This window comes from Legionella sp. W10-070 (genome assembly GCF_900640175.1).
Taxonomy (GTDB): domain Bacteria; phylum Pseudomonadota; class Gammaproteobacteria; order Legionellales; family Legionellaceae; genus Tatlockia.
Genome location: NZ_CAAAJC010000028.1, coordinates 1 through 25,701, shown reverse-complemented (window position 1 = coordinate 25,701; position 25,701 = coordinate 1). Strand labels below are relative to the sequence as shown.

The following is a 25,701-nucleotide window of genomic DNA, read 5'->3' as shown; positions in this document are numbered from 1 at the left end:
TTTGTCAATAAAAACTTAGGGCCAATTGGAAGCTTTATGCGCGGAATCTAGTCTCAAACCTTGTCAAGAGGATGATTAGTTTCGTGTGGTTTGCGTGGATCCCGCGCATAAAGCGCGGGAAGTGGGCAGTTAAGTTGAAATGTCAACAGACTCTAGGTTCTGTGAACAAATTTTTTCGCAAAGCGAAAATGTGGATGATTGAGTACCATGGTGTCTTTGAATGAGGCGAATAGCTGGCTCTATTTAACGAATTCAAAGATATCATGGTGCCAATTAGCCGCATTTGCAGCTGTGAAAATTTTTGTTCACGGAACCTAGTACAACGTTTCACTGAATCTGTCCAGTTGTCATTCCCGCGCAGGCGGGAATCTATCTCTCAGGTGAAGTGAGGAGCTAAATTGGGCTATGGATTCCCGCCTGCGCGGGAATGGCAGTGTAAGACAGAATCAGTGAAAACGTTGTACTAGTTTGAATAAATCCAGGAAATGATTTTTTAGATAGGAAGTATACTAGGTTCTGTGAACAAATTTTTTCGCAAAGCGAAAATGTGGATGATTGAGTACCATGGTGAGGCGAATAGCTGGCTCTATTTAACGAATTCAAAGATATCATGGTGCCAATTAGCCGCATTTGCAGCTGTGAAAATTTTTGTTCACAGAACCTAGATATAAAGGGTTTCCCGTAGGTTAATTTTAAAGATAGGCGAGCAGGCAATGGAATTGAAAATCGATCACACCTCTTTTGAACACACTCCTTTTAAGGCTTTATTTCAGCCGCTGGATTTAGGATTTACACAGTTGAAAAACCGTTTGTTAATGGGATCCATGCATACTGGTTTGGAAGAGGACAAAGAGAGCTTGTTGCGTTTGGCTGTTTTCTATAAAGAGCGTGCTCAGGGTGGGGCCGGTCTCATAGTGACTGGCGGCTTTGCTCCCAACCGTGCTGGCCGCCTTGCTCCCTTTGCAGCGAAATTAACCTCTGCAAAAGAACAGCAACGCCATGAACTGGTGACGGGTACGGTTCATGATGCCGGTGGAAAAATTGCCTTACAGATTTTACATGCTGGCCGTTACGGCTATCATCCTTTTATTGTTGCCCCAAGCCGTTTGAAATCACCGATTAGCCCTTTTAAACCCTGGACAATGAGTAAACGTGGTGTGGTGAAAACAATCGAGCATTTTGCCCGCTGTGCCTATCTTGCCAGAGAAGCTGGCTATGACGGTGTGGAAATCATGGGCAGTGAAGGCTACCTGATTAACCAGTTCATTGTCGAGCATACCAATCAGCGTACCGATGAGTGGGGGGGATCTTTTGCGAACCGCATGCGTTTCCCAGTGGAGATTGTCCGCAAAGTACGCGAGGCAGTGGGCGATAATTTTATCATTATTTACCGTCTTTCAATGCTTGATCTTATTGCTAAAGGGAGCAGCTGGGAAGAGGTTATCTCATTAGCCCAGGCTGTTGAGAAAGCCGGAGCCAGTATGATTAATACGGGCATTGGCTGGCATGAAGCCCGTATCCCAACTATCGCCACCATGGTTCCTGCTGCGGCTTTTAGCCAGATTACCAGACGGCTGAAACCGGAAATCACCATTCCTGTGATTACTTCAAACCGTATCAATACCCCTGAATTAGCCAATAACCTGCTTGAGGAAGGGATAGCTGATATGATTTCAATGGCCAGACCTTTCCTGGCCGACCCGTTGTTTCCCCAAAAGGCAAAAATGGGAGACAGCAAGGCTATCAACGTCTGTATTGCCTGCAATCAAGCCTGTTTAGATCGGGTATTTGTCAATAAAACGGCTTCCTGCCTTGTAAATCCTCGCGCTTGTAGTGAAACAGAATTGGTTTACCAGGCCGTTGCCAGGCCAAAACGAATTGCCGTAGTTGGTGCCGGCCCCGCAGGACTGGCGTTTGCTGCGGTTGCCGCAGAACGAGGCCATCAGGTAACCTTGTTTGAAAAAAGCAATGCACTGGGAGGACAATTCAATCTGGCAAAACATATCCCCGGGAAGGAAGAGTTTCAGCATACGATTAATTACTTCACCCATCAATTGGAAACATTTAAAGTGGACATCCGTTTAGGCGCTGAGGCTGATATGGGGATGCTAAAGGGCTTTGATGAGGTTGTATTGGCAACCGGGATTATCCCGCGTACTCCGCAAATTGCCGGTATATCGCATGAAAAAGTAATGAGTTATATTGAGGTCATCCAACAGCAGAAAGTCCCAGGGGAGCGTGTGGCCATTATTGGCGCAGGCGGGATAGGCTTTGATGTTGCCGAATTATTAACCCATCAGTCTAATGGCGAGCAAAAGCGATTTTATAGTGAATGGGGTATTGACCTTGAAGCCAAAACGCGCGGGGGATTGAAACCCCCAGAAATCCCCACAAGCCCACGCCAGGTATATCTATTACAGCGTAAGAAAGAAAAACATGGAAAAAATTTGGGTAAAACGACAGGTTGGATTCATCGCTTAAGCTTGAAACATCGTCAGGTTAAAATGCTATCAGGTGTTCAATATGAACGGATTGATGATGAAGGCTTGCATTTGCTCATCGGAGAACGAAAAGAATTACTGCCCGTTGATTCCATTGTCATTTGCGCAGGGCAAAATGAATTGCGTACCCTCTATGAGCCGCTAAAGCAGGCAGGCCAGTCAGTCCATTTGATAGGGGGGGCTTTTAAAGCGCTGGAGCTGGACGCACGTCACGCTATTGATCAAGCCTGTCGTTTAGCCGCCGTTTTATGAGTAAAATTGCGGTAGTGATTAATCCTGTTTCTGGCGGGGGACGCGGAAAGAAAGCCTGGAATGTAATAATGCCAGGCTTGCATGCCTTGTTTGATGAGATTAGTTACCGCATGTCCAATCAGGTTGACAATATTGACCGATTAACGGCTGACCTTATAAAGGAAGATCCGGATTATTGTTTAATTATTGGTGGCGATGGTACTTTAAGTCATGCGGTGAATGGCTTATTCCATGAAGATAAATTAATTAATCCACGCACTCGCTATGCTTACTTTAATTCAGGTTGCGGAGGGGATTTTGCCCGCCAGTTTCCCCGGCAAAAGGTTACCGAATTTCTAGATCGCTTAGTCCATCGTCAAGCAATCGAGACGAATGTAGGTAAAATTAGTTTCCCCCACCAGCAACCCCGCTATTTTATTAACATTGCCAGTTGTGGCTTATCAGCGCATGTGGTTGCAAAATCAATTAACAGCCGATGGCTGAAGAAATTGGGGGGCAGCGTTAATTATTTTGTAAATGCTTTGTTAGGCTTGATGACTTACCACAAGGCAGTTGTCCAACTGCAGTTTGATGAAAACCCGCCGATTGATACAAACATGTTTTTAATGGCGGTCTGTAACGGTCAATATTTTGGTGGACGGATGCATGTAGCTCCGATGGCGAACCTTCATGATGATTTACTTGATGTGGTTATTTTTCATAACTTTTCCCGCCTTGCGGCGGTTTTCAAATTCATAAAAATTTATTTTGGCAAACATTTGCTTGAGAAACAAGTCCAATACATTCAAGCCAAAAAGGTAAGGATAGAGGCGCAAGAGACCCGGTTGGCCATTGAAGCTGATGGTGAACTGGCTGGTTATTTGCCTGCCTGTTTTGAACTGATTAACGAAAAATTAGAACTGATAGTTTGACCCATTGGCAGCTATCAAAGGCAGACCAGGCAGCCTTGCATGAACAGAAATACGCCACCAAGCTTTATTATGTGATACCCAAGTCTGGAGATAGGCTACTTCAAAGCGAACAGGATGAGTATCCTTTCTTTACTGCAGCATCTCGTTTAATGAGTTCTGAAGAAAAACCCGTACATTCTACTTCCAGAGAAGTAACGGGTTCTCAATGGGGATGTCGATTGTCTGATTAAATAAGCAGGCATGTATTTAATGGTTGGTCTATCTGGTAGGCATGCTCTGCGAAGCTATGGGAGAATAGTAACAACGTGAGCTGGGTTCATGTTTATATAGCTGAACGTAATGCTGTGCTTCCTCGTGTTCTCTTAGTTGATAAAGAAACTTTAAAACATCTATTGTTGTTTTTATCTTTTCTGTCTGTTTAAAAAAAGGATGTAAATGACCAACTTCAGTGTGGAACGTTCGGATGCTACCATCTATGAATGTAATCTGTGTAAAAAAAAGTTTGTTGGCAAAGGGCTCGCTAAACTCATGATGGAAAAAATAAATTTTAATATGCAAAAGGGGTATCATTGCAAGCATTTCCTCCCGCAGATTCAACTCATAATCGGTCAAGGGACCTGCATAAGCAGTGAATGCGGTGATTAAATCACTTAAATTGGCTTGTAGTGATTGTTGCTGCGGCATATTGAATGTATTCAAATGGTAATTGCTTAAGCTTCTTATTTTCAAAATTTTACAACGTAATAAAATGACCTGTTCATGCAATTCTCGCTCACCTCCTGGTATTGGGGCATGATTTACTTTATATCTGAAATAATCTTCATAGGTTAGCGGAGTATCATGAGATAATTTTTTGGATAAAGATGTTACTTCCTCATTAAGCTTGGAAATTGTTGACATAATTTCTCTGTAAATTTGCAAAGAACGGGTTTGTTCATGGAAAAAACCGTTTACCGAAGAAAGGCTGGCCAGGGGGTGGTTATCAAGCCTGTCAGAGTCAGTTTCAGCAATAACAGTGGGTAAGGTGGTAGTCATATTGTCTATCCTTTAACCTATTGTTTCATTGAAAATGTAACGGGAATCTCATCATCCAGTTGCTTTACTTTTTCTTCTGCTTTTTGTATTTTTTTACTGCAGAAAAAAGTGGTTCCCATACCACAGCATGCGGTACCAATGCCAATACCCAGGGCAACAAAAATTTCTCCAGGGGAAAGAAAGGCTGAGGCAATAACGGCAGTTGGTGCTATTACCGCAGTAAAGCACGTGCCTGCGCCAACAATTTTATCTTTACTGGATTCACCATAGCACCGGTGATTGTCCAAATAATTTTCTTTAAACCGATAGGTGATACTATTACTTAGTTCCAGACGCTCCCTTTTTTTGTTTGTACTTAACCTTTTCATAATTTGAGAATAGGTTCCTGCCATTGTTTCTTGCTGGTCATTTTTCTTATGAATGACTATCTCATATTGATTAACAGATTCGCTGACAAGGCTGTTCATTTGTCTACTGACCTGAGATAAGTTAGCCATTGTGTTTAAATCAAGATAGGAGATGACTTCAGATATTATCGGCTGCGGCACACGCGTTAAACTAGCTGGTTGACTGGAAAATTTAGCCATTGATAAAATTCCGGAGTGTAATAACAACAAACGTAGCCTTGATGGAGCATAGCGGAATCAAGGTTTTCATTTGCACATATCAAGGTCAGCAGGAGGAGGCGTCGATTGGCTTTCCAACGACGCCTGCAGGGCAATAACCGGGTTAGATCAAAACGCGCAATTCAGCAAATACTTCATTGGCTTTCAATCGACCACGCCAGGGCGTAACGCTTACTCCAGAACGGCCACTTGGGGCTGACAACGAAGAGTAGATGAAGTCAGGAAATGGTATTTTTCCGCCATCAAAATAATTATAACCGACGGCCAGCGAAGTTCGTTCAGTGAACTTTGCAGATAATCCTGCGCTGGCATGCCAGGCAAACTTGCTGCTTGTAGTGGTTTGGTTGATTGAGGCGATCTCGAAACGGTTTACCCCAAATGGCGCGCCGATGGTACGAAAGTCTTTTACATTCATGTAATTAACCCCAAGCCCGGCACCGACAAATGGCTGGATCGAAAACTGGTTAGTTTCCCACAGCAGGTTTGGATACAGGTGACCCAAATCCAGCCAGCCGCTAAGCATCACGCTGTCACTGGATAGATCAAACTTGCGTGTTCGCGCATCACCGGTGAAGCTGGGAGTACCGGTATCCAGGCCAGTTTGAAATTTAGAGTAATGGTAATCTCCACGATGTTCTGCCCGTACGTCAATGCGCAGGTAGTCCGTTATATACCGACCAACTCCGGCAAATAACAGCGCGGTTGAATCAAGATTATCGCTATACCCTTGAATGGCAAAATCCCATACAGCCGGATCAACCCGGATACCTGCATCGCGTGAATGAGAATAACCGCCGCCGCCAACCAGGTACCAGGTTTCCGGTTTTACCGCTGGGCCCATCGTTCCCGCAGTGGCTATGCCTGAAAGGCTTGCTGTGAGGGGAAGGAAAAAAAGTGGAAGAAGCTTTTTCATCTAATATCCTTATATATATAAAACCAAACACTTATCCTTAACTGAATGAAGAAAGAAGTCAAGCGCTGAGGTTTTAGGGGGATGATGAAACCTGCGGTTTTCTTGAAAATTGTAGCTTGGATGAAGGCCAGGGAAATCCGGGAAAATGTGTTTATTATCAAACTGCGATCCCGGATTTCGCTGGCGCTTCATCCGGGCTACTATTAATTACCACCTATCGCAGTTGAGTAATATTAAGGGCGATGATCAATATCTTTTGTTCCGCTCTCTAATGGCTCTAAGGGCACAACCAGCCACATCACCAGATAAACCAAAATGGTCGAGCCTCCCAATAGCAAGAGGACAATAAAAAGCAGCCGCATCCAGGTGGGATCAATATTAAAATATTCCGCCAAACCTCCACAAATTCCTGCAATCATTCGCTCTTTGCGCGAGCGACGGAGTCTTTTTGGTGGTTGTTGTGTTCCCGTCATAAATAATCCCCTTCCTGTAAATAAATATTATTAGGTTCTGTGCACTTATCGCTAGCTTGAGTCAAAAAGGCTTGATTGGCGAGCACCGAAGCGGAGCATACATAGAAGTATGTGAGCATCGGAGCGCAGAAAATCAAGGCTTTTTGGCCAAGATAGTAGATAAGTGCACAGAACCTAGCGACTTATTATATTGTAGCTGTATTATAATTCCAGCATCATGAATAACATGAAGCTCTGGATGGTGCGATTTGCAGGGAAAATCAAAACTATTTATTTTTCCATCTGACAGAATACAAGTCATAGCGCCTGTCTTTTAAGTTAAGTACCGTTCCCTGATTGCGGGCAACTTCGAGGCTGTAGAGGCTTAAATCGGCAAAAGAAACCATTTCTACATTCGGAGTGGTATCGGCAGCAATGCCATCACGGGCGAAAGGAAAATCACAGGGGGTAAAAATACTGCTTTGCGCATATTGTATCGCCATATTTTCAACACCGGGCAAATTTCCCACATTTCCTGCCATGACGACATAACATTGATTTTCTACAGCTCTTGCTTGTGCACAGTAACGTACGCGCATGTAGCTTTGCCTTTCATCAGTACAGAAGGGAACAAAAAGTATTTTAGCCCCCTGGTTCACAGCATGCCTGGCCAGTTCTGGAAACTCACAATCATAGCAAATGAGGATGGCAATAGGGCCACAATCGGTCATAATCGTAGTTAACTGGTCACCGCCATGAAAATTCCACCAATACCGTTCGTTAGGGGTGGGGTGAATTTTATATTGTTCATGAATTTGCCCGTCTCGTAAAAATACATAACAAACGTTATACAGCTTGCCATCCGTCTTTGTTGGGTGGGTGCCGCCGATGATATTGATGTTGTATTGGATCGCAAGGGAGGACATGAGTTCCAGATAAGAATCAGTATATTTGGTCAGTTGCAACATCGATTCATCAGGGCTTAATACCACGTTCTCAATGGAAAGCAGCTGCAAGGTAAATAATTCAGGAAATACAACAAAGTCTGCATAATAGTCTGCGACAACATCAACAAAATACTCCACATGATGAGCAAACTCGTCAAAGGAGTGCACACGTCTCTGCATGTATTGCACGGCACTTAGGCGCACCTTATCGATGATTGGTTCCGGCTCTGCTTTTTTATTGCCTCCTGGTTTGGAGTTCATGGCTACTGGTGTGTTATACCAGACCAAATGAGCAGCATATCCCATGGAATGCTTATCGGAAGGCAGGTAGTCTGGCAATATGCCGATTAACTGGAAATCATTGCGCAGCTGAAAGGAGAGAACCGGATCCTTAATATCTTTATTGATCACAGCATCGATATAATCATTAACATCAGGAAATTTTTTGCGTTGTTTTTGATAGCGTGGAATACGGCCGCCAAAGACAATGCCTTTTAATCCCTCTGCCTGGCATAATTTTTTGCGGGCGGTGTATAATCTGTTGCCGATGCGAAACCCGCGATAGTCAGGATGGACGCAGACTTCCATTCCGTAAAGAAAGTCGCCATTGGGGTCGTGGCGGGATGCATAGCCGCTGCCGGTAATTTCATCCCAGGTATGAGGCCGCAGGGCGATGTCACCGCTAATTTTAAAAGTGGCGCAATAACCGACGATTTTTTCCTCATACTCAACGATAAACTGTCCTTTGGGAAAGTGATGGACATGGCCACGTAAGGCATCTGTGCTGTAATTCTCCATTGTGGCTGGGTAAGCGCGTGCGACAAGCGCACGTATTTTGGGGATATCGGCAATTTTGGCATTTCGCACAACGATGACAGGCTTGTTGGTTATATTTTTAGTCATAAGTCGGTATTCATCCTGAATGAGCTGACATCTGATTATCTTATGATTAGCTATACAGGTCAATGCTCCTTATTTAAATAAATTGTTTGTTATTAGAACAAAATGAGATTATAATAGTCCTGATTGGAATATGCCGACCCGAGTTTTCTTTCGCATGGAAAACAATAAAAATATAGTTCGTGCATGCTCTTGTTTGTTTTGTTATTATACTGAACATTTTTTGTATTGCTTAGTCCGTTTTTGGATTTACGATTTTATTTGGATATTTTATGACACAAGAACTACCAAACTTTATTGACCTCAACTTATCAGATATATTGCTTAAAGCACTTGAGGACATGAAGTTTAAAACGCCATCCCCTGTGCAGGCACAAACCATCCCCGTGTTGCTGCAAGGACGTGATGTGATTGCTCAAGCGCAGACCGGTACTGGTAAAACTGCGGCTTTTGCATTGCCCATCTTACAAAAATTGACGGTTGGATCCCACGCAACCCAGGCGTTAATTCTGGCGCCAACGCGTGAATTGGCGATACAGGTAGCTGAACAATTTGAAAAGTTGAGCACCTATCAACGTATTACCGTTTCCGTACTTTGTGGAGGGCAGGATTATCGTCGGCAGTTAAAGCAATTACGCGAGGGAGCCCAGGTAGTGGTAGGGACTCCGGGAAGGATTCTTGATCACATTGATCGAGGCACTCTGCAATTGGGGAATTTGAGTACCTTTGTACTTGATGAAGCAGATGAAATGTTACGTATGGGTTTTATTGAAGATGTAGAAACCATACTGGCTAAATTACCGTCTGAAAAGCAAGTGGCATTATTCTCGGCAACCATGCCTTATCGGATTCGTCAAATTGCTAACAGCTATTTGAACAATCCGGTTTCAGTGGAAATTCGTGCTGAAACTGCAACAGTCAAGAGCATCGAGCAGCGGTTTTTATTTGCCTCTCCTGGCCAAAAATCGGATGCATTGCTCAGGGTGCTTGCTGTAGAGGATTATCAGGGCGTCATGGTGTTTGTCCGTACCAAGAGCAGCACTGAAGAAGTTGCCGCTGTACTTCAACAACAAGGCTATCGAGCGATGGCTATCCATGGTGATATCACTCAGGCTTTGCGTGAGAAAATAATCGCCCAATTCAGGCAGGGAGCGATTGATATATTAGTCGCTACTGATGTTGCGGCACGTGGTCTGGATGTTGATCGTGTAACGCATGTGATTAACTATGATGTACCGCATGATTGTGAAACCTATGTGCATCGGATAGGAAGAACGGGACGCGCTGGCCGAAGTGGTATAACCGTTCTATTTGTTACTCCCAAGGAGTCACGGATTCTGAATCTGATTGAGCGCCATACTCGTCAACGCATTGAAAAAATTACAGTGCCTAATGATTATATGATTCAACAGGCAAAACAGCAGCGTTTTATGACAAGTATTACCATGCGGTTGCAGCATGAGCATTTACCTGCTTATCGACGCATTATTGAAGAGTTCATCAAAGAAAATGAGCAGTCTGCTGTTGATGTGGCTGCGGCGCTTGCTTTACTGATAAATCAGGATAAGCCCTGGCAATGTGACTTACCTAAACCTGCCCGCCCGCCAAAAGAAGCGCGTTCAAAAGAGCGAGGATCTAGTTTTTCTCCCCGTTTTGATTCCGAGCCTCACAAAAAAGATAGGAAGAGAAAAAACTTTCGTGAAGACTGCCAGCAAGAATTATTTCGTCTTGATGTAGGACGTATCCACGGGGTGAAGCCGGGCAATATTGTCGGTGCCATTGCTAATGAAGCCGGATTGGAAAGCCGTTTCATTACTGGTCTGAAAATCCATGATGACCACTCAACGGTGCGTTTACCTAAAGGGATGCCTAAAGAAGTCTTCCAGGAGCTGAATAAGGCATGGGTTTGCGGCCGTCAGTTGAAATTAACATCGCTGGGCGCTTCATAATCGAGGAATTTATCCTCACTGGTTCTCGACGTCCCGCGGCTTGACCGGCATTTATGCAACAATACCGGCTTGACCGCGGGGAGCCAGCGTCTTGAAGCTTTACGATCTCGTAGGCAACCGACTGGAAAACCACATTTAATCGGCCTCTTTTGTGATTACCCTTTTTTGTGATTATCCTTGCAGTAGTTTACTGTCTCATTCTGATAAATTATGAGTATGCAGTTGACACTGCTTTCCACGATAATCGCGATAATGCGCACGGCTTAATTCTTTCGCAGCGTCTTCATTTATCACAATTTCCATAATCCGTTGAAAGCGGCTGTAAAAAAGGGGAATACGGGTGGCTAGATTCAATAAGATGTCATCAAATCCACGAGGCTCTTCCTGATAGCCAATTTGAACTGGCGGGGGAGGCTCAGGACCTTCTCCCTGCAGGTTATGGGGGATAAAGCTGTCCTCTTTAAAAGTCCAAAGCAACTCATCTAACTTGTGAGCATCCTGCTGGTTATCGCAATAGACAAAAACCCGATGGCCACGCAGGTAGGCTTTTTCGAGTAAGCGACAGGCAAGGAGCCAGCGTGCAGACGACTCCTTGCTGGCTAATAGATAGAAATCAACGCGAATTGGAGACATGGCGTAATAATTGTACAAGCAAAGGAACGGGACGGCCGGTGGCATTTCGCTTTTTACCGGAAACCCAGGCAGTGCCTGCGATATCCAAATGGGCCCAGCGGTATTTTTTGGTGAAACGGGAAAGGAAGCAGGCGGCGGTAATTGCACCGGCAGCCCGATCAAAAGAAGCATTGATCATATCAGCCATAGGGCTGTCTAGCGCTTCCTGATAGGCATCGTCCAAAGGCATGCGCCAGGCTTTGTCATCGCTTTCTTCAGCAGCAGCGAGAATGTGCCTGGCCAAATCCTCATCTTCTGTCATAAAGCCGGTAATTGCATAACCAAGCGCAACAACCATTGCTCCTGTAAGGGTGGCGATATCAACCACAAAAGCAGGATCAAAACGTTCAGCGTAAGTCAAAGCATCAGCGAGTACCAGACGGCCTTCGGCATCGGTATTCAGTATTTCAATGGTTTGGCCGGACATGGAGGTCACGATATCACCTGGTTTTACTGCTGTGCCGCTGGGAAGATTCTCAGCACTGGCAATAAGCCCAACCACATTGATCGGCAGTTTTAGACAGGCACAAGCTTTTAAAGCACCCAATACGCTGGCCGCTCCTGACATATCATATTTCATTTCATCCATTGCGTTGGCAGGCTTTATCGAAAGGCCGCCTGAATCAAAAGTAATTCCTTTACCAACAAGGACAATGGGGGGGGTATCTTTTCCGCCACGGTATTGAAGTTCGATCAGACGTGGCTGCTGGATACTGCCTTGTGCCACCGCCAGCAAAGCCCCCATGCCCATGGCATGCATTTCTTCCGGACCGATAATTTTCGCAGTTAAACTTTCATGTTCTCCTGCTAATTCAATCGCCTGTTCTCCCAAGTAAGTGGGTGTGCACACATTAGCCGGCAGGTCAGCGAGGACACGGCTGCATTTTACGCCCTCAGCAATTGCATTGGCGGTTGCTATTGCGCTATCGCTAGCCCCTGGCAAATAAAACTGCAGGGATTCAAGACGGTATGGCTTGTTATTTTTTGTTTTAAAATCTGACAACTGGTAAAGTTGGGCATCGATTTGCAAAAGCATTTGTTCAATCTGCCAATCGGCATGGCGCTGATTGACCTGAGGCAGGCAGACAGTTGCTGAAACGATGCGCTGTTTAATAAGGGCTGCAGCGATATCACTTAAGCGCTTGCGTAAATTTTTGCAATTAAACTCGGATTGTTGACCGCAATGCAGCAGCATTAAACTGTGGCCATCGACATCCGCTTGCCAGACAGCATCCCCGCTTTCATTTAATTTGCTGAACAACCGGGTGATGAGGCCGTTTTGTCGCTGGTCAAGGGTTTTAATAACAGCAGAAAAGTCACTGTCAGCAAATAATCCAAGAACCAGGCATTCGGTTGCTTTCAATGTCGGCGTTTCGGTCAATCCGTAGTTCATTATTTTCCTGTGCGTTCAGGTTTAAGTGTTTTTTTATTTTAACATAGGATAACGGTCAATATAAGCCGATGCAATTTATGATAAAAATTACCCGGCATGATTTGATAAGTACGCTAAGGACAAGAAGTGAGGGCTAAATACTGTATAATGCGAGCAGCTTAATTTGATACGCCCTTTATTAGTAAGGTAAACTATCGTCATTGTATGGGGTATTGTTTTGCGTGCAGGCTCTTTTTTATTTATCAAAATGACTGACCTGTCAAGGTATAGAGAAAAAATGTGTTAATTTTTCGTTACTTAGCCAAAGAGGTGTTTATTACATTAACTTCTTTGACTGCTATCTTACTACTGATTTTCATGAGTAATCAGTTTGTGCAGTATCTTAACCGTGCTGCAGCCGGCAATATTCCCGGGATGATCATCATGAAATTAATGATGCTTGAGCTGCCTAACCTTATGGGATTGCTCTTGCCGCTTGGTTTTTATGTTGCCTTGCTTATTGCCTATGGGCGTTTATATGCTGAAAGTGAAATGACAGTCCTCCAGGCTTGTGGCTATGGCCCCTCTCAATTATTTAAACATAGTTTTGCTCTGGCTGCGGTAGTCAGCATTGTCGTAACGGTAATTATCTTATGGGTAAGCCCCGTCATTGCCACAGAACGCGCCAAATTAATGCGTACCACAGGTGTCCAGACCTTGATACAGACTATCGTTCCGGGACGCTTTCGCCCGGTGTCTGGCGGCAGGCAAGTATTTTATGTCGAATCGATGAACCGTAATCATACCAATGCCGAGCATGTATTTCTTGCTCGCCAGGTTATAAAGGATAATTTGCCGCAATGGGATATTTTATGGGCGAAGCAGGCTTTTGCGGAGACTGACCCGAAGACGTCGGAAGATTATATTGTCCTGCAGCAAGGGCGCGAATATGAGGGGTTGCCCGGTCGGGCGGATTATCAGGTCGCTCAGTTTGACCAGTATAAAGTACGCCTCCCACATCCCACAGTGGCTGTGCAAAGTGATATCCGTACTGCACCTACCGCCGGCTTGTTGCCTTTTAATAACCCGGACAGGCGTAAAGCGGCTGAATTACAATGGCGTTTATCGGTACCAATTATGGTATTGGTTTTAACCCTGGTTGCTGTGCCGTTAAGCAGAGTCAATCCTCGGTCGGGGAAATATGCGAAATTACTGCCTGCGATTGTTCTTTATATTGTTTATGCCAATTTCATGTTTGTTTCCCGTGACTGGATTATTGCCGGGAAAGTTCCCTTATGGGTGGGGGTATGGTGGCTGCACCTTTCTGTGGCGATCATTGGCCTGTTTCTGATTTGGCGGAATCAAGGGAAACTTTCATGAAGCTTGTTGACCGCTATATAGCCAAAACCGTTCTTTCTGCAATTGCGCTGGTGACCTTAATGCTTGCTGGCTTGCAGATATTCATTTTGTTTGTCAACCAGCTTGATGATATAGGGCGGGCTGATTTTGGCATTATACAAACCGCTATCTATGTTTTTTTGCTCATGCCTTATCAGGTTTATTTGTTTTTCCCATTGGCAAGTCTGCTGGGTTGCCTGATTGGCCTGGGTATTATGGCTAACAACCGCGAACTGGTTGTCATGCGTGCTGCTGGAATGTCTATTGGCCAGGTGACTCAGGCGGTACTGAAGGCAGCGCTTATTTTAGTGATCCTGGTTACTGTAATTGGTGAGACAATTGTCCCCAGGCTGGCTTATTGGGCTAATGATAAAAAAATGCAAGCCTTAAACGGTGGCCAGGCACTACGAACGGCGCATGGGGTTTGGTTGCGTAATGACAATGATTTTATCGCAATTGGCACCATTCTTCCGGATAATACCTTACAGCAAGTCTATCAGTTTCATTTTGATGCAGCGAATCATCTGCGTTTCGCGCGTAAAATAGAAAAGATCAGTTATGCTGATTCCCGATGGTTAGCACAGGACGTTACTGAAACAATCATTGACAATAATCAAACAGTAGCGCGCAAAATCCCGCAGATGATTTGGGATGTTTCAGTAAGGCCAGGGATTCTCAGTGTCAGCAGCAATGAACCGGACGAGATGACATTGCGTGAGTTGCGTCAATATTTACGGGCGCAGAAAAAAAGCCATCAGACAGCACTGAATTATCAGTTAGCCTACTGGCAGCGTTTGATGCAACCCTTGACTACGGCAGTCATGATGATGCTTGCTATTCCCTTCATTTTTGGGCCATTGCGCTCATCCACGATGGGGTCCAAAATTCTTGCAGGTGCTACGGTAGGGTTTGGTTTCCATATCGTCAATCGCTTTTTTGGACCGGTAAGCCAGGTGTTCCAATGGCCGCCTGAAGTTGCTGCTATTGGACCAACCTGTTTGTTTGCCTTGTTGGGGCTTTACCTGATGCGCAGAGTCCGGTGATGGCTGGTTTTCGTCAATTTTTAGAATTTTTCTTAAATCCTTTCAACTTAAATCTGCTGCTTCTGGCTCTATGTTTGATTTGCCTATGGGTCTATGGCAACAGTCGGCTGGTTCGTTGGGGTTTACTGTCAGTACTTGTTTTGTTCCTCCTCCTTAGTACAGGGTGGCTGCCTCAACTGCTGACAAGGCAACTCGAAGATCAATATTCGATTGTACTTAAAGCGGATCCTGCGGTTCATTGGGTCGTTGTCTTAAGTGGCGGCCAGTCAGAAGTAGAGGATAACCCTGCCAATTCATTACTGTATTCTGCAAGCATCAAACGTTTATTGGAAGGCATCAGGTTATATCGACAATTGCCTGCAGCCAAATTGGTGTTATCAGGCGGTGGCTATGGCTTTCAAACGCCGGAAGCGTTAAGACTTGCTGACATTGCTTCCTGGTTCCCGATTCCTGCAGCAGATGTGGTATTGGAAACACAGTCGATCAATACCGCAGATCAAGCCAAAGCGGTTAAAAATACAGTAAAGGAAGCCCCTTTTTATCTGGTTACTTCCGCTATCCACATGCCTCGTTCGATGGCACTTTTTCAAGCCCAGGGGATGCATCCCATCGCTGCTCCTACCGATTATACTTATTACTGGAATGATGAACGTTGGGCAAAAAGATACCTGCCCAATCCATACAATCTTCTTTATTTAAGTATTGCCATGCATGAATTGCTGGGAAGACTGTGGGCTAAAATGCACAATAATTATCAGGCGCAAGCACTCTACACAAAAATATAGAGCAGGTGCTTGCAGTCAATTGCTATTGGTTGCAGGTAAAATCTTTAGGGAAGACTACTGAGATACTGTCAGCAGGGTAATTAAAAGTAACCGCCCCTGCGTTTAGTATGCACTGGCCAATAGGTGTACCTCTTTTCATATTGGGCGAGGTTTCATAATCAGTGGCGCTGATAGTATAGGTAGAAAAACAGGCGATGTTTTCAATTAACTGAGGGGCACTGCCGCCCTTGAGGGTAATTGATTTGTTGGTGCCGGTATTGTCAACTGCAGTAATGTTGAAGGCAACATTATGAGTTAGCGGCACAGGTGGCGTAGCTACTGCAACCTCTGCCTTGCACGAGAAATCATATTCGGCATGCGCTGTCATGGATATGCTGATGCAAATGGCAGATAAGGATGTAACGATTGATTTATTTAACATAATGAATCCTCTCCATAATAAAGCCGAACCCCATCTTATGCGAATTACAGGAAGATGTCATGAAATTAACCTCAATGGGTATAACCTTTAGGCAAAATCCGTTAAAATGAGCCACTTTATCCTGTTATATAGTCATGTATGCCAAAGCGATCTGATATTCAATCCATCCTTATTCTTGGTGCAGGCCCGATTGTTATTGGTCAAGCCTGTGAATTCGATTATTCGGGGACTCAGGCAGTTCGCGCACTTAAAGAGGAGGGGTACCGAGTCATTCTGGTCAATTCAAATCCTGCGACCATTATGACCGATCCGGAACTTGCTGATGCAACTTATATTGAGCCGATTCAATGGAGGGAAGTTGCACGTATCATTGAAAAAGAACGTCCAGACGCCTTACTGCCAACGATGGGAGGGCAGACTGCTTTAAATTGTGCTCTGGATTTGGTTCGTGAAGGCGTGTTGGCTGAGTATTCGGTGGAAATGATCGGTGCCACCCGAGAGGCGATTGATAAGGCAGAAGACAGGGATAAGTTCGGCCAGCTGATGAAGAAAATCGGCTTGGAGATGCCTCGTTCAGCAATAGCACATAGTTTGGAAGAAGCTTTTCAAGTACAGGCCCAGTTAGGTTTTCCGGCGATTATCCGCCCTTCTTTTACCATGGGTGGTACTGGAGGAGGGATTGCCTATAATCGTGAGGAATTTGAAGAGATTTGTTCACGAGGCCTTGAATTATCGCCAACCCATGAACTTCTGATTGATGAATCAGTGTTAGGTTGGAAAGAATATGAAATGGAAGTGGTACGGGATAAAAACGATAACTGTATCATTGTCTGCACTATTGAAAACTTCGATCCGATGGGAGTGCATACTGGTGATTCGATTACTGTAGCTCCCGCCCAGACGTTGACCGATAAAGAATTTCAACGCATGCGTGATGCGGCAATTAAAGTATTAAGAGCTGTGGGCGTTGACACCGGTGGTTCAAACGTACAGTTTGCTGTCAATCCTGAAGATGGACGTATGCTGGTGGTGGAAATGAATCCACGTGTGTCGCGAAGCTCGGCATTAGCCTCCAAGGCGACAGGTTTCCCAATCGCCAAAATAGCTGCCAAACTGGCTGTAGGCTATACATTGGATGAATTGGCTAATGAAATAACCGGCGGTAAAACCCCGGCATCGTTTGAGCCCAGTATTGATTATGTCGTTACCAAGATCCCTCGCTTTAACTTTGATAAATTCCCGCAAACTTCCAACATATTGACGACCCAGATGAAATCAGTGGGCGAGGTAATGGCGATTGGCTCCAGTTTTCAGCAGTCACTGCAGAAGGCCATTCGTGGCCTGGAAATTGGCCGCAGCGGTTTAGAACCATTATTCAAGAAGGATGATATGGTTCGTTTAAGAGGACATTTACGTGAACCAACGCCAGACAGATTGTGGTATATCGCTGATGCTTTTCGCCATGACTTGTCGTTGGAAGAAGTTCATCAGGAAAGTAAAATAGACCCCTGGTTTTTAGCGCAAATTCAGGATCTTGTTCACCTGGAGTCTACATTACATGGCAGGTTACTTAATGAAATCGATAAGTCCGCGATGCGTCAATTCAAACGTCGCGGCTTCTCCGATGCCTGCCTTGCCCGTTTGTTGCATAGCAGCGAGGAACAGGTAAGACGGTATCGTCTGGAACTGGGTGTGACACCAGTTTATAAACGGATTGATTCCTGCGCAGGGGAATTTCCAAGTGATACTGCATACCTTTATTCCTGTTATGAAACAGTTTGTGAGGCGCGGCCTGATACGGATAAGAAAAAAATCATCATCTTAGGCGGCGGCCCCAATCGTATTGGCCAGGGCATCGAGTTTGATTATTGTTGCGTCCATGCAGCCATGGCCTTAAGAGAAGCTGGCTATCAGACCATCATGGTTAATTGTAACCCTGAAACAGTCTCCACCGATTTTGATACCTCCGATCGCTTGTATTTTGAGTCAGTAACGCTTGAAGATGTCCTGTCAATTGTAGCAGTTGAGAAGCCGGAAGGGGTGATTGTTCATTATGGCGGTCAAACGCCGCTTAAATTGGCACGTGAACTTGAGGCCAATGGAGTTCCAATTGTTGGGACTTCCCCTGATGCTATTGATAAGGCCGAAGATCGTGAACGTTTCCAAAAGCTGGTAAAAGAGCTTAATCTTCATCAACCGGCAAATGGTACTGTTCGTAGTGAAGAAGAAGCCATAGCGCTTGCCAGACGTATCGGTTACCCCCTGGTGGTCAGGCCCTCCTACGTACTTGGCGGCAGGGCGATGGAAGTTGTCTATCAGGAAGAAGACCTTAAGCAATATTTATCGCATGCAGTGGCGGTTTCTAATGATTCCCCTGTTTTGCTTGATAAATTCCTTAACGATGCTATTGAGGTTGATATTGATGCTGTTTGCGACGGCAAGGAAGTGTTAATCGGCGGTATCATGGAGCATATTGAGCAGGCAGGTGTTCATTCGGGGGATTCAGCCTGTACCTTGCCTCCTTTTAGCCTGAGTGTTGTCGTCCAGCAGGATTTAATGGAGCAGCTTCGCCAAATGGCGTTAAAGTTAGGGGTGGTAGGCTTAATCAATGCGCAGTTTGCAATTCAGGCTGATGATATTTATGTGCTTGAGGTTAACCCCCGTGCTTCGCGCACGGTTCCCTTTGTATCAAAGGCTACCGGATTCCCTTTGGCAAAAATAGCCGCCCGTTGCAAGGTCGGGCAAAGTTTAAAACAGCAGGGATTAGCTTTGCATTACCCAATGCCAGCATTTTATTCCATTAAGCTTCCGGTGTTTCCCTTCGTCAAATTTTCCGGTGTCGATTCTATTTTAGGTCCGGAAATGAAATCAACCGGAGAGGTAATGGGGATTGCCAGGCGATTTGGACAAGCCTATGCTAAAGCCCAACTGGGGGCAGGCTGTAATATTGTAAGACGTCGACGTGCTTTTGTCTCAGTAAGGGATGCGGACAAGTCGCGGGTTGGCGAAATCGTGAAGCGGCTTATCGAATTAGGTTTTGAAATCGTTGCTACTCGTGGCACAGCCCTTGTATTGCAGGCAGCGGGGATTGACTGCCGACGGGTATTTAAAGTAGCAGAAGGCCGTCCTCATGTGGTAGATTTAATCAAAAACAATGAAATTGATTTTATTGTAAATACAACGGAAGGCAAGCAGGCTATAGCCGATTCTTTTGCTATAAGACACAATGCATTACAGCATAAGGTTAGCTATACTACTACTTTATCTGGCGCTGAAGCAGCGTGTTTGGCTATGAAATATGAAGATCGGGAAACAGTAACCCGATTACAGGATTTACACTAGAGGTGGATATGCAAAAGCATCCGATGACAGTTCAAGGCGCGGAGGCGCTTAAAAGTGAATTACATCGCTTAAAAACGATTGAGAGGCCGCGAATTATTGAAGCAATTGCTACCGCACGTGCGCATGGGGATCTGAAAGAGAACGCTGAGTATCATGCTGCCCGTGAGCAGCAGAGCTTTAATGAGGGTCGGATTAAAGAATTGGAAGCAAAAATTTCCAATGCCCAAATTGTTGATATCAGCAAATTGCCAAATAATGGTAAAGTGGTGTTTGGCTCCGTTGTGCATGTGTGCCATATCGAAACGGAGATGCAAATCAGCTATAAAATTGTAGGTGAGGATGAGGCTGACATCAAAGTCAATAAAATTTCTTACAGTTCCCCCATTGGACGCGCCCTTATCGGTAAGCTGGTTGATGATATTATTGCCGTTCAAACACCAGGCGGCATGGTGGAATATGAGATTGTCAGGGTAGAGTACGAATAACTTTTAGTCTGGAAAGATACCTTAATCTCAATGGTCAGGCTTTGCTCTAATCCAGTGCTTTCTTATAGGTTTCCTGCAGATACTTTGTTGTGGTAATAGCAATAATAGCCCAGAGAAACACATACCAGGCCGGTGACAGTTTATCATTGGTAATTCTAACCAGGCTTAGTGCTACCAAGGTAACTGTGCCGCCAAAAAGTGCCTGGCCCAGGTTATAACTAATTGATATTCCGCTTGCCCGCACCGGGGTGGGAAACATTTCCGTAATAATAGTTGGCACTGTTGCGTTAATAGGTGCCAGCACCAGAACGAGCAATACTTCACTTAAAAACGCATACAGCCAGTTCCCACTCAATAGAAGTAAAAAAATTGGAAAAATCAGGATTAACAGCCCGAGAAGGCCACTAAGAAAAATTAGCTTCCGGCCCAGATAATCCGATAAAAGTCCCATAAAGGGGATGAGTATAGTAAGTATCAGAAGTGCAATGCAATTGATTGTTAAGGCATCAGCCAGCAAAAATCCCTCTGAATTCACTAAAAAAGTAGTCATGTAAGCGATGAGAATGTAATTGCCAATAGCTAGTATGCTGGTGAACATCACGGCCAACAATAATTGCGATCGATAGCGGCTAAAAATAACTTGAGCCGGTAATTCTTTTTCAGGTTTTGCTTTTATAAATACGGCGGGTTCAATGCTGTTTATTCTTAAGTGAATGCCGATTAACCCCAACATACCGCCTAAAAAATAGGCCAGTCGCCATCCCCATTCAAGGAGTTGCTGCTCATGGAGGAGCCTGCTTAATGATGCTGCGGTGAGCGAGCCGAAAAAAATCCCTAAAAAGGCAGTCGATAATACCAGGCTCCCCGCGAATCCCCGGCGTTTGTGCGCCATATGTTCGACTAAAAAAGTAGTAGAGCTAGGAAGCTCACCGCCTACAGCCAGGCCTTGGACAAGGCGAAATAAAACAAACAAAACAGGTGCCATGGCTCCTGCCGTGTTGTATGCAGGTAAAAAAGCGATACTTGTCGTTGAGGCAGTCATAATTGATACAGAAACAATCAGCGCTTTTCTTCTGCCAACATGATCAGCATAATGCCCCAGTAATAACCCCCCCAGTGGCCGCATGAGGAAGCCGACAGCAAAGGCTGTGAACGTTGCCATCAGAGAAATAAATTCAACATCCGATGGGAAAAAGAGTTTGGCAAACAGGGGGGCAAAGCTTGCGTAAAGCAGAAAGTCGTACCATTCTAATGTATTGCCATATAAACCAGCAATGATGCTCCGTTTCTCTTCTTGATTCATAGCTTGCTACTCTTTATGGCATTTGCATAGGCTTTCCAAATAACGGTTAGCCAGTGTTTTTCTAAAATTCTATCCAATTTTTTGCGTGCAGTATATCTAAATACATTCCGTGATTACTATGGATAAAAAGAATTTGAGGCTGGATATGAACGATAGTGCCTGATGCCCCCTGTGGTATTGCCGCAGGGGTCTGGCAGTTGATGATATTACTTCAGGGCAGGTGGTAAAAGGGGTTAGGCAGTTTAAACCCTTTTTGCATAAACCCCCCTTCAAGATCACTTTGCTGATCACCTATAGAGGCTATAATGGTATAACCGCGTTTTGTAATAGATTCTCTTGCCTTGGCTTTAAAAGGAATAATAGAGGATTGATGATAGTCATCAGGACGCAGATAAAGTCCTGCCCAATCCTTGAACCCGGCACGTAACAGATTGCTGCGTGTTGCTTTTAATTCGGATAAAGAACGTCCGGTAACGAAAAACACGTCCACCCCATATTTCATAACATCATTATAAAGGGTCAGCATGGGACGAATGGCAGGTGAGTCGGCTGTCATTATTTCCTTATGGATTTGCTTGCGATTGGCAACAAAATCACGTTTAACCATTTTATTGTAATTGCTAAGGCTTGTTTCATCGATATCAAGAACAACAGCAAGTTTTTTAGGGTTTCCATGTCGCTTATTTATTATTGCTTCTTTAATGATATAATCGCGAGCTTTAAGAATCGTGTGTCCCAGCTCTTTATCGTATGATCCATTGTCATGATAGGATTGAATTTCACTCTTTAAAAGTCCCAGGTTTGCTGGCTCAGAGAATGATGGGAAGGAGATTAGGGATGCAAATCCCAGAGCAACCAGCGTTTTAAATGTTCCTTTCATTACTTATCCCATAATTTAAATGAAGAACATTTTAGCAGGAAAAAATTGTGTGTCAATTGCGCAGTTTGTTTATATGTATTGCATTTGTCCATCTAAACTGGTATTTATTAAATTTGGCTGCAGGATGGTAAAATTGATGCCTGTTTAAGCAGGGAAGCTATAAATTACATCAGACATCCTGAGCGAAATTAGGACTACAAGAAGTCAACATGCCTTCTTGGTTTATTTGTTAGAGAATTTTATGCCTCAACCATTGATCAATATCACGCGGAGACATGCTTTAATTTTTGCCGGTTTTTTGGTTCTGTATGAGTTTTTAACTTACATTGCCAATGACATGATCATGCCTGGTATGGTTCAGGTTGTTAAAGCGTTTAACGCACCAGAATCAGCAATTGCCACTTCGTTGACGGCCTATGTTTTAGGGGGGGCAAGCCTGCAGTTGTTCTTAGGGCCTATCTCTGATCGTTACGGACGCCGGCCGATCATGATTTTTGGCGCTTTATTTTTCTTTTTTTGCACGGTGCTGATCGCTTGCTCCAATTCCATTGCTCATTTCCTCCTGGCGCGGTTTTTTCAAGGCATGGGGCTATGTTTTATCGGCGTGATTGGTTATGCAACATTACAGGAAATTTTTGCTGAAATGGATGCGGTAAGACTAATTGCCCTGATGGCAAATGTCTCTATCCTGGCGCCGTTATTAGGACCGCTTCTGGGGGCTCTATTTGTCCATTATTACAGCTGGCGTCTGATTTTCGTTGTTATCGGTATTTTTGCGTTGTTAGCGTTATGGGGCTTGCGACGGTTCATGCCGGAGACAGTTGGGCAGATCAAACGCGATGGAGAGGAAATCAAGCCGGTTTTATTATCGCCAAAGGTAGTGGCTTCCAATTATAAATACCTGTTAACGACCCCCTCCGTGGTTTTGGGTTCCATAGCCTTGGGAATTTTAGGTATGCCATGTATAGCCTGGATAGCCTTGTCTCCTGTAATTTTAATAAAAGATGCCAAATTGTCGGTTATCCAATACGGTCTTTGGCAAATGCCTGTTTTTAGTGCGTCTATTATTGGGAATTTGGTTTTGCAAAGGATGACCTACAAAGGTTCTCTCAGGAAAATATTGATAAGAGGATCTGCCATTGCAGGTGTTAGTTTATTGACTGTTTTTATTACACCGGCAATCATGGGGGATTATTTTTTATGGTTAATGCCTGGTCTTATTATTTATTTCTTTAGTCTTGGTATCGCCGGAGCTCCTTTGAATCGTTTGGTTCTTTTCTCTTCATCTATTGGTAAGGGAACAACATCGGCATTCATGAGTATGACCAGTATGTGTATCCAGGCGCTTGGTATAGAACTGGCTAATATGTTGTATGCATCCCATGATAACAGGCTTTTCGGTTTATACTGTGCATTGGCTGGAATTGTATATTTTATTTTTCTTACGGGTACTTTTATTTTGACTGAAAAGGAAGTCAGCTCCTCAGGTTAGGGGCTTACTCTTCTTCCGTACTGATTAAACTTGAAAATAAGACAATGCTGATGTTCGCGTCTCTACACGATTGAAACAGTCTTGCAGTATCGCTTGTATCGGGGAAAGTTCTTGTTCTATTGCAAACGTAATATCGGCTGGAGATAATAGACTTGTTTCAATCCCTGATAATTGCATCATTCTTCCCGAAAATTCAATCTTGACGAGACACTAATCCTTTTTTGTGTTTCTATATTAATTTAGTAGAAAAATTAAAATCTTTAGGTACTGGATCCGCTAGAAGCAAACCTTTTACAAGCTTAGGATTTTTCAAAGTAAAATATCCTGCATAGATAGCACCATATGAGTGAGTCGTTGTCGCGAAATGTTTGCGGCGCGTTTGATGGATAAAAATTGAATGATTTCTTTGATTTTAAATCATTAACAAAGTATCATAATTTGAAGTGGTTTTTCAATATTAAATAACCTATAGGATGCTGACACAGGGAATGAGCTTTCTGTTAGATATCAAAAAAGGGTTGCTCACTTCCAATGACCGGATCATTGCCAGTAATCAGCAATCAGCACTAATTTTCCCTTATTTTCATTTTGCTCCATTATATTTTATTGTGTTTCTTTTCTTTGTACAGGGCTTTGCTTCATCTCTTTGCTCGGCTTTTATCCTCGGTTGCAACAGCAGGTGTGCTAGGAAGTACAGCCTTTGCGGGCACCATGGGGCCTGTTATTTGAAGCCTTACCCAATTCCAACTTTACAAACCACACGAAAACCGCTTTCACCTATACGCTGGGTGCCGGAGTGCAAAAGGCGCTCAACGACCACTGGCAGGCAGGGGTTGGTTATGAGTTTGCCGATTGGGGTAAAAGTGAACTGGGTCGCGCTTTGGGGCAGACAATGAATTCAGGGTTGACCCTCAATCACCTCTACACCAATGCGGTTTTATTGAATCTTACCTATGTAGCATAAGGGCTGACATCATGCAAAGAAAAAAAAGACATTTTTTTAGGAATATCATACTAACAGCCTTTTTCTCCTGTCTGATGCTGCCGGGTGCGCAGGCGGCCAAGCCCTTATGGACATTTGTGCCACAAACACCGACTGACATCACTGTCACGCAAGGGGGTAACGCGCAGGTTATTTACACTGTACAAAATCAATCATCGAGGGATAAAATGCTGGTGATGAAACCCATTTCAGGGATAAGTCAAAGCGCACCCTGCCAGCTTCCTGCTAACGGAATTTGCACACTGACACTCAATGTGAATGGTGCCGCCTTGCAGGGGGATGTCGTGGGTGGCCCGGTATTGTGCCAGCAGGGTAATGACTTGCAGTGTTACCAGCCGAATTCGACCAATATTTTACGTATTCGTTTGACACAACAACCCCCCGTTCAGCAATTTACTGTCACGCCATTGGCGGGTGCTAATGGCTCGATTTCTCCCTCAACAGCGCAAGTGGTCAATGCCGGCGCAAGCCTGACGTTTACGGCAACGCCCAATACCAGCTTCGTAATCAATCAGTGGTTGCTGGATGGCAATGTGGTGCAAAATGGCGGGACCACCTATCAACTGAACAACATCCAGGCCAATCATACCGTAGAGGTGACCTTTAATCAGGCAACGCTGTCTCCTCTCACGCAAAATCTGGCTCTGTCAATCGTCAGCCCTCTTCCTGATTCTGACCCGGCACTGGTCGGCAACCCACGCATCATTCGCATAGAAAATACGGGCTCAATACCCGCAAACAACGTACAGGTGAACACATCCGGATTTCCAGCCGGCACCTCGATTACCAGTAATACCTGCACGGGCACGCTTAATGCCGGAGCCACTTGTGACATTACCATCACCCCGGGCAGTACGGCCAGCCCCGATAACACTGCTAATGTCTGCACCACATCGCCGGGGACTGAGCCTGTGCCAACCACGGTCACAGTCAGTGCTGATAATGCGTCTTCCACAGATATCAATGTTCTGGTATTAGGATACGGCTGTATCTATCAGGGTGGGTTTTTGTTTTCTGTC

21 protein-coding genes and 1 pseudogene are annotated in these 25,701 nt (G+C 44.6%); 12 read left to right on the top strand and 10 right to left on the bottom strand.

Going from position 1 to position 25,701, the window contains the following annotated elements; all coding sequences use genetic code 11:
• The first annotated feature begins 713 nt into the window (after nt 1–713).
• The 3 genes from E1O65_RS11005 to E1O65_RS10995 are packed head-to-tail and all read left to right on the top strand — an operon-like array spanning nt 714 to nt 3,894.
• The gene (locus E1O65_RS11005; RefSeq protein ID WP_133133653.1) at nt 714–2,753 is read left to right on the top strand and encodes an NADPH-dependent 2,4-dienoyl-CoA reductase; all 2,040 of its coding nucleotides are present in this window, start codon (nt 714–716) and stop codon (nt 2,751–2,753) included.
• Nucleotides 2,750–3,664 (top strand): YegS/Rv2252/BmrU family lipid kinase, encoded by a 915-nt coding sequence (locus tag E1O65_RS11000; protein WP_133133652.1) that lies wholly within the window; start codon nt 2,750–2,752, stop codon nt 3,662–3,664. Before E1O65_RS11005 ends, E1O65_RS11000 begins: the two co-directional genes overlap by 4 nt.
• On the top strand, nt 3,661–3,894 hold the full coding sequence (locus E1O65_RS10995) for a hypothetical protein (protein ID WP_133133651.1): 234 nt from the start codon (nt 3,661–3,663) through the stop codon (nt 3,892–3,894). The genes E1O65_RS11000 and E1O65_RS10995 overlap by 4 nt, the downstream gene beginning before the upstream one ends.
• A gap of 28 nt (nt 3,895–3,922) precedes the next feature.
• Here the strand turns inward: E1O65_RS10995 and E1O65_RS10990 are convergent, their stop codons facing one another.
• The 5 genes from E1O65_RS10990 to E1O65_RS10970 form a co-directional block, all read right to left on the bottom strand.
• Complete coding sequence (locus E1O65_RS10990; RefSeq protein ID WP_133133650.1) at nt 3,923–4,699, bottom strand: hypothetical protein; 777 nt, start codon at nt 4,697–4,699, stop codon at nt 3,923–3,925.
• A gap of 17 nt (nt 4,700–4,716) precedes the next feature.
• Nucleotides 4,717–5,286, bottom strand: a complete 570-nt coding sequence (locus E1O65_RS10985; protein ID WP_133133649.1) for an F-box protein — start codon at nt 5,284–5,286, stop codon at nt 4,717–4,719.
• 142 nt (nt 5,287–5,428) lie between these two features.
• Nucleotides 5,429–6,166, bottom strand: a complete 738-nt coding sequence (locus E1O65_RS10980; RefSeq protein WP_165474959.1) for an outer membrane beta-barrel protein — start codon at nt 6,164–6,166, stop codon at nt 5,429–5,431.
• 305 nt (nt 6,167–6,471) lie between these two features.
• Nucleotides 6,472–6,711 carry a PspC domain-containing protein gene (locus E1O65_RS10975; protein WP_133133647.1) on the bottom strand — a complete coding sequence of 80 codons (240 nt, stop codon included), beginning with the start codon at nt 6,709–6,711 and terminating at the stop codon, nt 6,472–6,474.
• Nucleotides 6,712–6,977: 266 nt separating this feature from the next.
• Complete coding sequence (locus E1O65_RS10970; RefSeq protein WP_133133646.1) at nt 6,978–8,540, bottom strand: GNAT family N-acetyltransferase; 1,563 nt, start codon at nt 8,538–8,540, stop codon at nt 6,978–6,980.
• A 269-nt stretch (nt 8,541–8,809) separates the two neighbouring features.
• Here E1O65_RS10970 and E1O65_RS10965 point away from each other — a divergent pair, with 269 nt between their 5' ends.
• Complete coding sequence (locus E1O65_RS10965; protein ID WP_133133645.1) at nt 8,810–10,486, top strand: DEAD/DEAH box helicase; 1,677 nt, start codon at nt 8,810–8,812, stop codon at nt 10,484–10,486.
• 195 nt (nt 10,487–10,681) lie between these two features.
• On the opposite strand, the gene E1O65_RS10960 is transcribed toward E1O65_RS10965, so the two are convergent.
• Together E1O65_RS10960 and E1O65_RS10955 are read right to left on the bottom strand one after the other, a co-directional pair.
• Nucleotides 10,682–11,119, bottom strand: coding sequence for a DNA polymerase III subunit chi (locus E1O65_RS10960; protein ID WP_133133644.1), 438 nt, complete (start codon nt 11,117–11,119; stop codon nt 10,682–10,684).
• Nucleotides 11,100–12,551, bottom strand: coding sequence for a leucyl aminopeptidase (locus E1O65_RS10955; protein ID WP_133133643.1), 1,452 nt, complete (start codon nt 12,549–12,551; stop codon nt 11,100–11,102). Before E1O65_RS10955 ends, E1O65_RS10960 begins: the two co-directional genes overlap by 20 nt.
• A gap of 279 nt (nt 12,552–12,830) precedes the next feature.
• Between E1O65_RS10955 and lptF the strand changes: the two genes are divergently transcribed.
• The 3 genes from lptF to E1O65_RS10940 are packed head-to-tail and all read left to right on the top strand — an operon-like array spanning nt 12,831 to nt 15,756.
• Entirely contained in the window at nt 12,831–13,910 is a 1,080-nt protein-coding gene (lptF, locus tag E1O65_RS10950; protein WP_133133642.1) for an LPS export ABC transporter permease LptF, read from the top strand.
• On the top strand, nt 13,907–14,971 hold the full coding sequence (gene lptG / locus E1O65_RS10945) for an LPS export ABC transporter permease LptG (protein ID WP_133133641.1): 1,065 nt from the start codon (nt 13,907–13,909) through the stop codon (nt 14,969–14,971). The genes lptF and lptG overlap by 4 nt, the downstream gene beginning before the upstream one ends.
• Nucleotides 14,971–15,756 carry an ElyC/SanA/YdcF family protein gene (locus tag E1O65_RS10940; protein WP_133133640.1) on the top strand — a complete coding sequence of 262 codons (786 nt, stop codon included), beginning with the start codon at nt 14,971–14,973 and terminating at the stop codon, nt 15,754–15,756. Before lptG ends, E1O65_RS10940 begins: the two co-directional genes overlap by 1 nt.
• Nucleotides 15,757–15,778: 22 nt before the next feature.
• Here E1O65_RS10940 and E1O65_RS10935 read toward each other — a convergent pair whose 3' ends face one another.
• Nucleotides 15,779–16,177, bottom strand: a complete 399-nt coding sequence (locus tag E1O65_RS10935) for a hypothetical protein (protein ID WP_133133639.1) — start codon at nt 16,175–16,177, stop codon at nt 15,779–15,781.
• A gap of 138 nt (nt 16,178–16,315) precedes the next feature.
• Here E1O65_RS10935 and carB point away from each other — a divergent pair, with 138 nt between their 5' ends.
• Nucleotides 16,316–19,519: a carbamoyl-phosphate synthase large subunit gene (carB, locus tag E1O65_RS10930; RefSeq protein ID WP_133133638.1), complete on the top strand. Its 3,204-nt coding sequence runs from the start codon at nt 16,316–16,318 to the stop codon at nt 19,517–19,519.
• An 8-nt stretch (nt 19,520–19,527) separates the two neighbouring features.
• On the top strand, nt 19,528–20,004 hold the full coding sequence (gene greA, locus E1O65_RS10925; protein WP_133133654.1) for a transcription elongation factor GreA: 477 nt from the start codon (nt 19,528–19,530) through the stop codon (nt 20,002–20,004).
• Between the two features lie 46 nt (nt 20,005–20,050).
• On the opposite strand, the gene E1O65_RS10920 is transcribed toward greA, so the two are convergent.
• Both E1O65_RS10920 and E1O65_RS10915 read right to left on the bottom strand, forming a co-directional pair.
• Nucleotides 20,051–21,307, bottom strand: a complete 1,257-nt coding sequence (locus tag E1O65_RS10920) for an MFS transporter (protein WP_133133637.1) — start codon at nt 21,305–21,307, stop codon at nt 20,051–20,053.
• 211 nt (nt 21,308–21,518) lie between these two features.
• On the bottom strand, nt 21,519–22,187 hold the full coding sequence (locus E1O65_RS10915; RefSeq protein ID WP_133133636.1) for an HAD family acid phosphatase: 669 nt from the start codon (nt 22,185–22,187) through the stop codon (nt 21,519–21,521).
• Between the two features lie 241 nt (nt 22,188–22,428).
• Here E1O65_RS10915 and E1O65_RS10910 point away from each other — a divergent pair, with 241 nt between their 5' ends.
• The 3 genes and pseudogenes from E1O65_RS10910 to E1O65_RS10900 all read left to right on the top strand — a co-directional run.
• Nucleotides 22,429–23,679, top strand: a complete 1,251-nt coding sequence (locus tag E1O65_RS10910; RefSeq protein ID WP_133133635.1) for an MFS transporter — start codon at nt 22,429–22,431, stop codon at nt 23,677–23,679.
• Between the two features lie 718 nt (nt 23,680–24,397).
• Nucleotides 24,398–24,643, top strand: a pseudogene (locus E1O65_RS10905) (porin family protein); the annotation flags it as partial.
• A gap of 11 nt (nt 24,644–24,654) precedes the next feature.
• On the top strand, nt 24,655–25,701 hold a 1,047-nt coding region (locus E1O65_RS10900; protein ID WP_133133634.1), incomplete at its 3' end, for a DUF1566 domain-containing protein.

Bases quoted from the DNA above. Each gene is read 5' to 3' on its own strand.
- E1O65_RS11005 (WP_133133653.1), top strand. From the start codon at position 714: ATGGAATTGAAAATCGATCACACCTCTTTTGAACACACTCCTTTTAAG.
- E1O65_RS10990 (WP_133133650.1), bottom strand. From the start codon at position 4,699: ATGACTACCACCTTACCCACTGTTATTGCTGAAACTGACTCTGACAGG.
- lptG (WP_133133641.1), top strand. From the start codon at position 13,907: ATGAAGCTTGTTGACCGCTATATAGCCAAAACCGTTCTTTCTGCAATT.
- E1O65_RS10915 (WP_133133636.1), bottom strand. From the start codon at position 22,187: ATGAAAGGAACATTTAAAACGCTGGTTGCTCTGGGATTTGCATCCCTA.
- greA (WP_133133654.1), top strand. From the start codon at position 19,528: ATGCAAAAGCATCCGATGACAGTTCAAGGCGCGGAGGCGCTTAAAAGT.
- E1O65_RS10975 (WP_133133647.1), bottom strand. From the start codon at position 6,711: ATGACGGGAACACAACAACCACCAAAAAGACTCCGTCGCTCGCGCAAA.
- E1O65_RS10920 (WP_133133637.1), bottom strand. From the start codon at position 21,307: ATGAATCAAGAAGAGAAACGGAGCATCATTGCTGGTTTATATGGCAAT.
- E1O65_RS10940 (WP_133133640.1), top strand. From the start codon at position 14,971: ATGGCTGGTTTTCGTCAATTTTTAGAATTTTTCTTAAATCCTTTCAAC.
- E1O65_RS10985 (WP_133133649.1), bottom strand. From the start codon at position 5,286: ATGGCTAAATTTTCCAGTCAACCAGCTAGTTTAACGCGTGTGCCGCAG.
- E1O65_RS10960 (WP_133133644.1), bottom strand. From the start codon at position 11,119: ATGTCTCCAATTCGCGTTGATTTCTATCTATTAGCCAGCAAGGAGTCG.
- E1O65_RS11000 (WP_133133652.1), top strand. From the start codon at position 2,750: ATGAGTAAAATTGCGGTAGTGATTAATCCTGTTTCTGGCGGGGGACGC.
- E1O65_RS10910 (WP_133133635.1), top strand. From the start codon at position 22,429: ATGCCTCAACCATTGATCAATATCACGCGGAGACATGCTTTAATTTTT.
- E1O65_RS10980 (WP_165474959.1), bottom strand. From the start codon at position 6,166: ATGGGCCCAGCGGTAAAACCGGAAACCTGGTACCTGGTTGGCGGCGGC.
- E1O65_RS10955 (WP_133133643.1), bottom strand. From the start codon at position 12,551: ATGAACTACGGATTGACCGAAACGCCGACATTGAAAGCAACCGAATGC.
- E1O65_RS10965 (WP_133133645.1), top strand. From the start codon at position 8,810: ATGACACAAGAACTACCAAACTTTATTGACCTCAACTTATCAGATATA.
- carB (WP_133133638.1), top strand. From the start codon at position 16,316: ATGCCAAAGCGATCTGATATTCAATCCATCCTTATTCTTGGTGCAGGC.
- E1O65_RS10970 (WP_133133646.1), bottom strand. From the start codon at position 8,540: ATGACTAAAAATATAACCAACAAGCCTGTCATCGTTGTGCGAAATGCC.
- E1O65_RS10935 (WP_133133639.1), bottom strand. From the start codon at position 16,177: ATGTTAAATAAATCAATCGTTACATCCTTATCTGCCATTTGCATCAGC.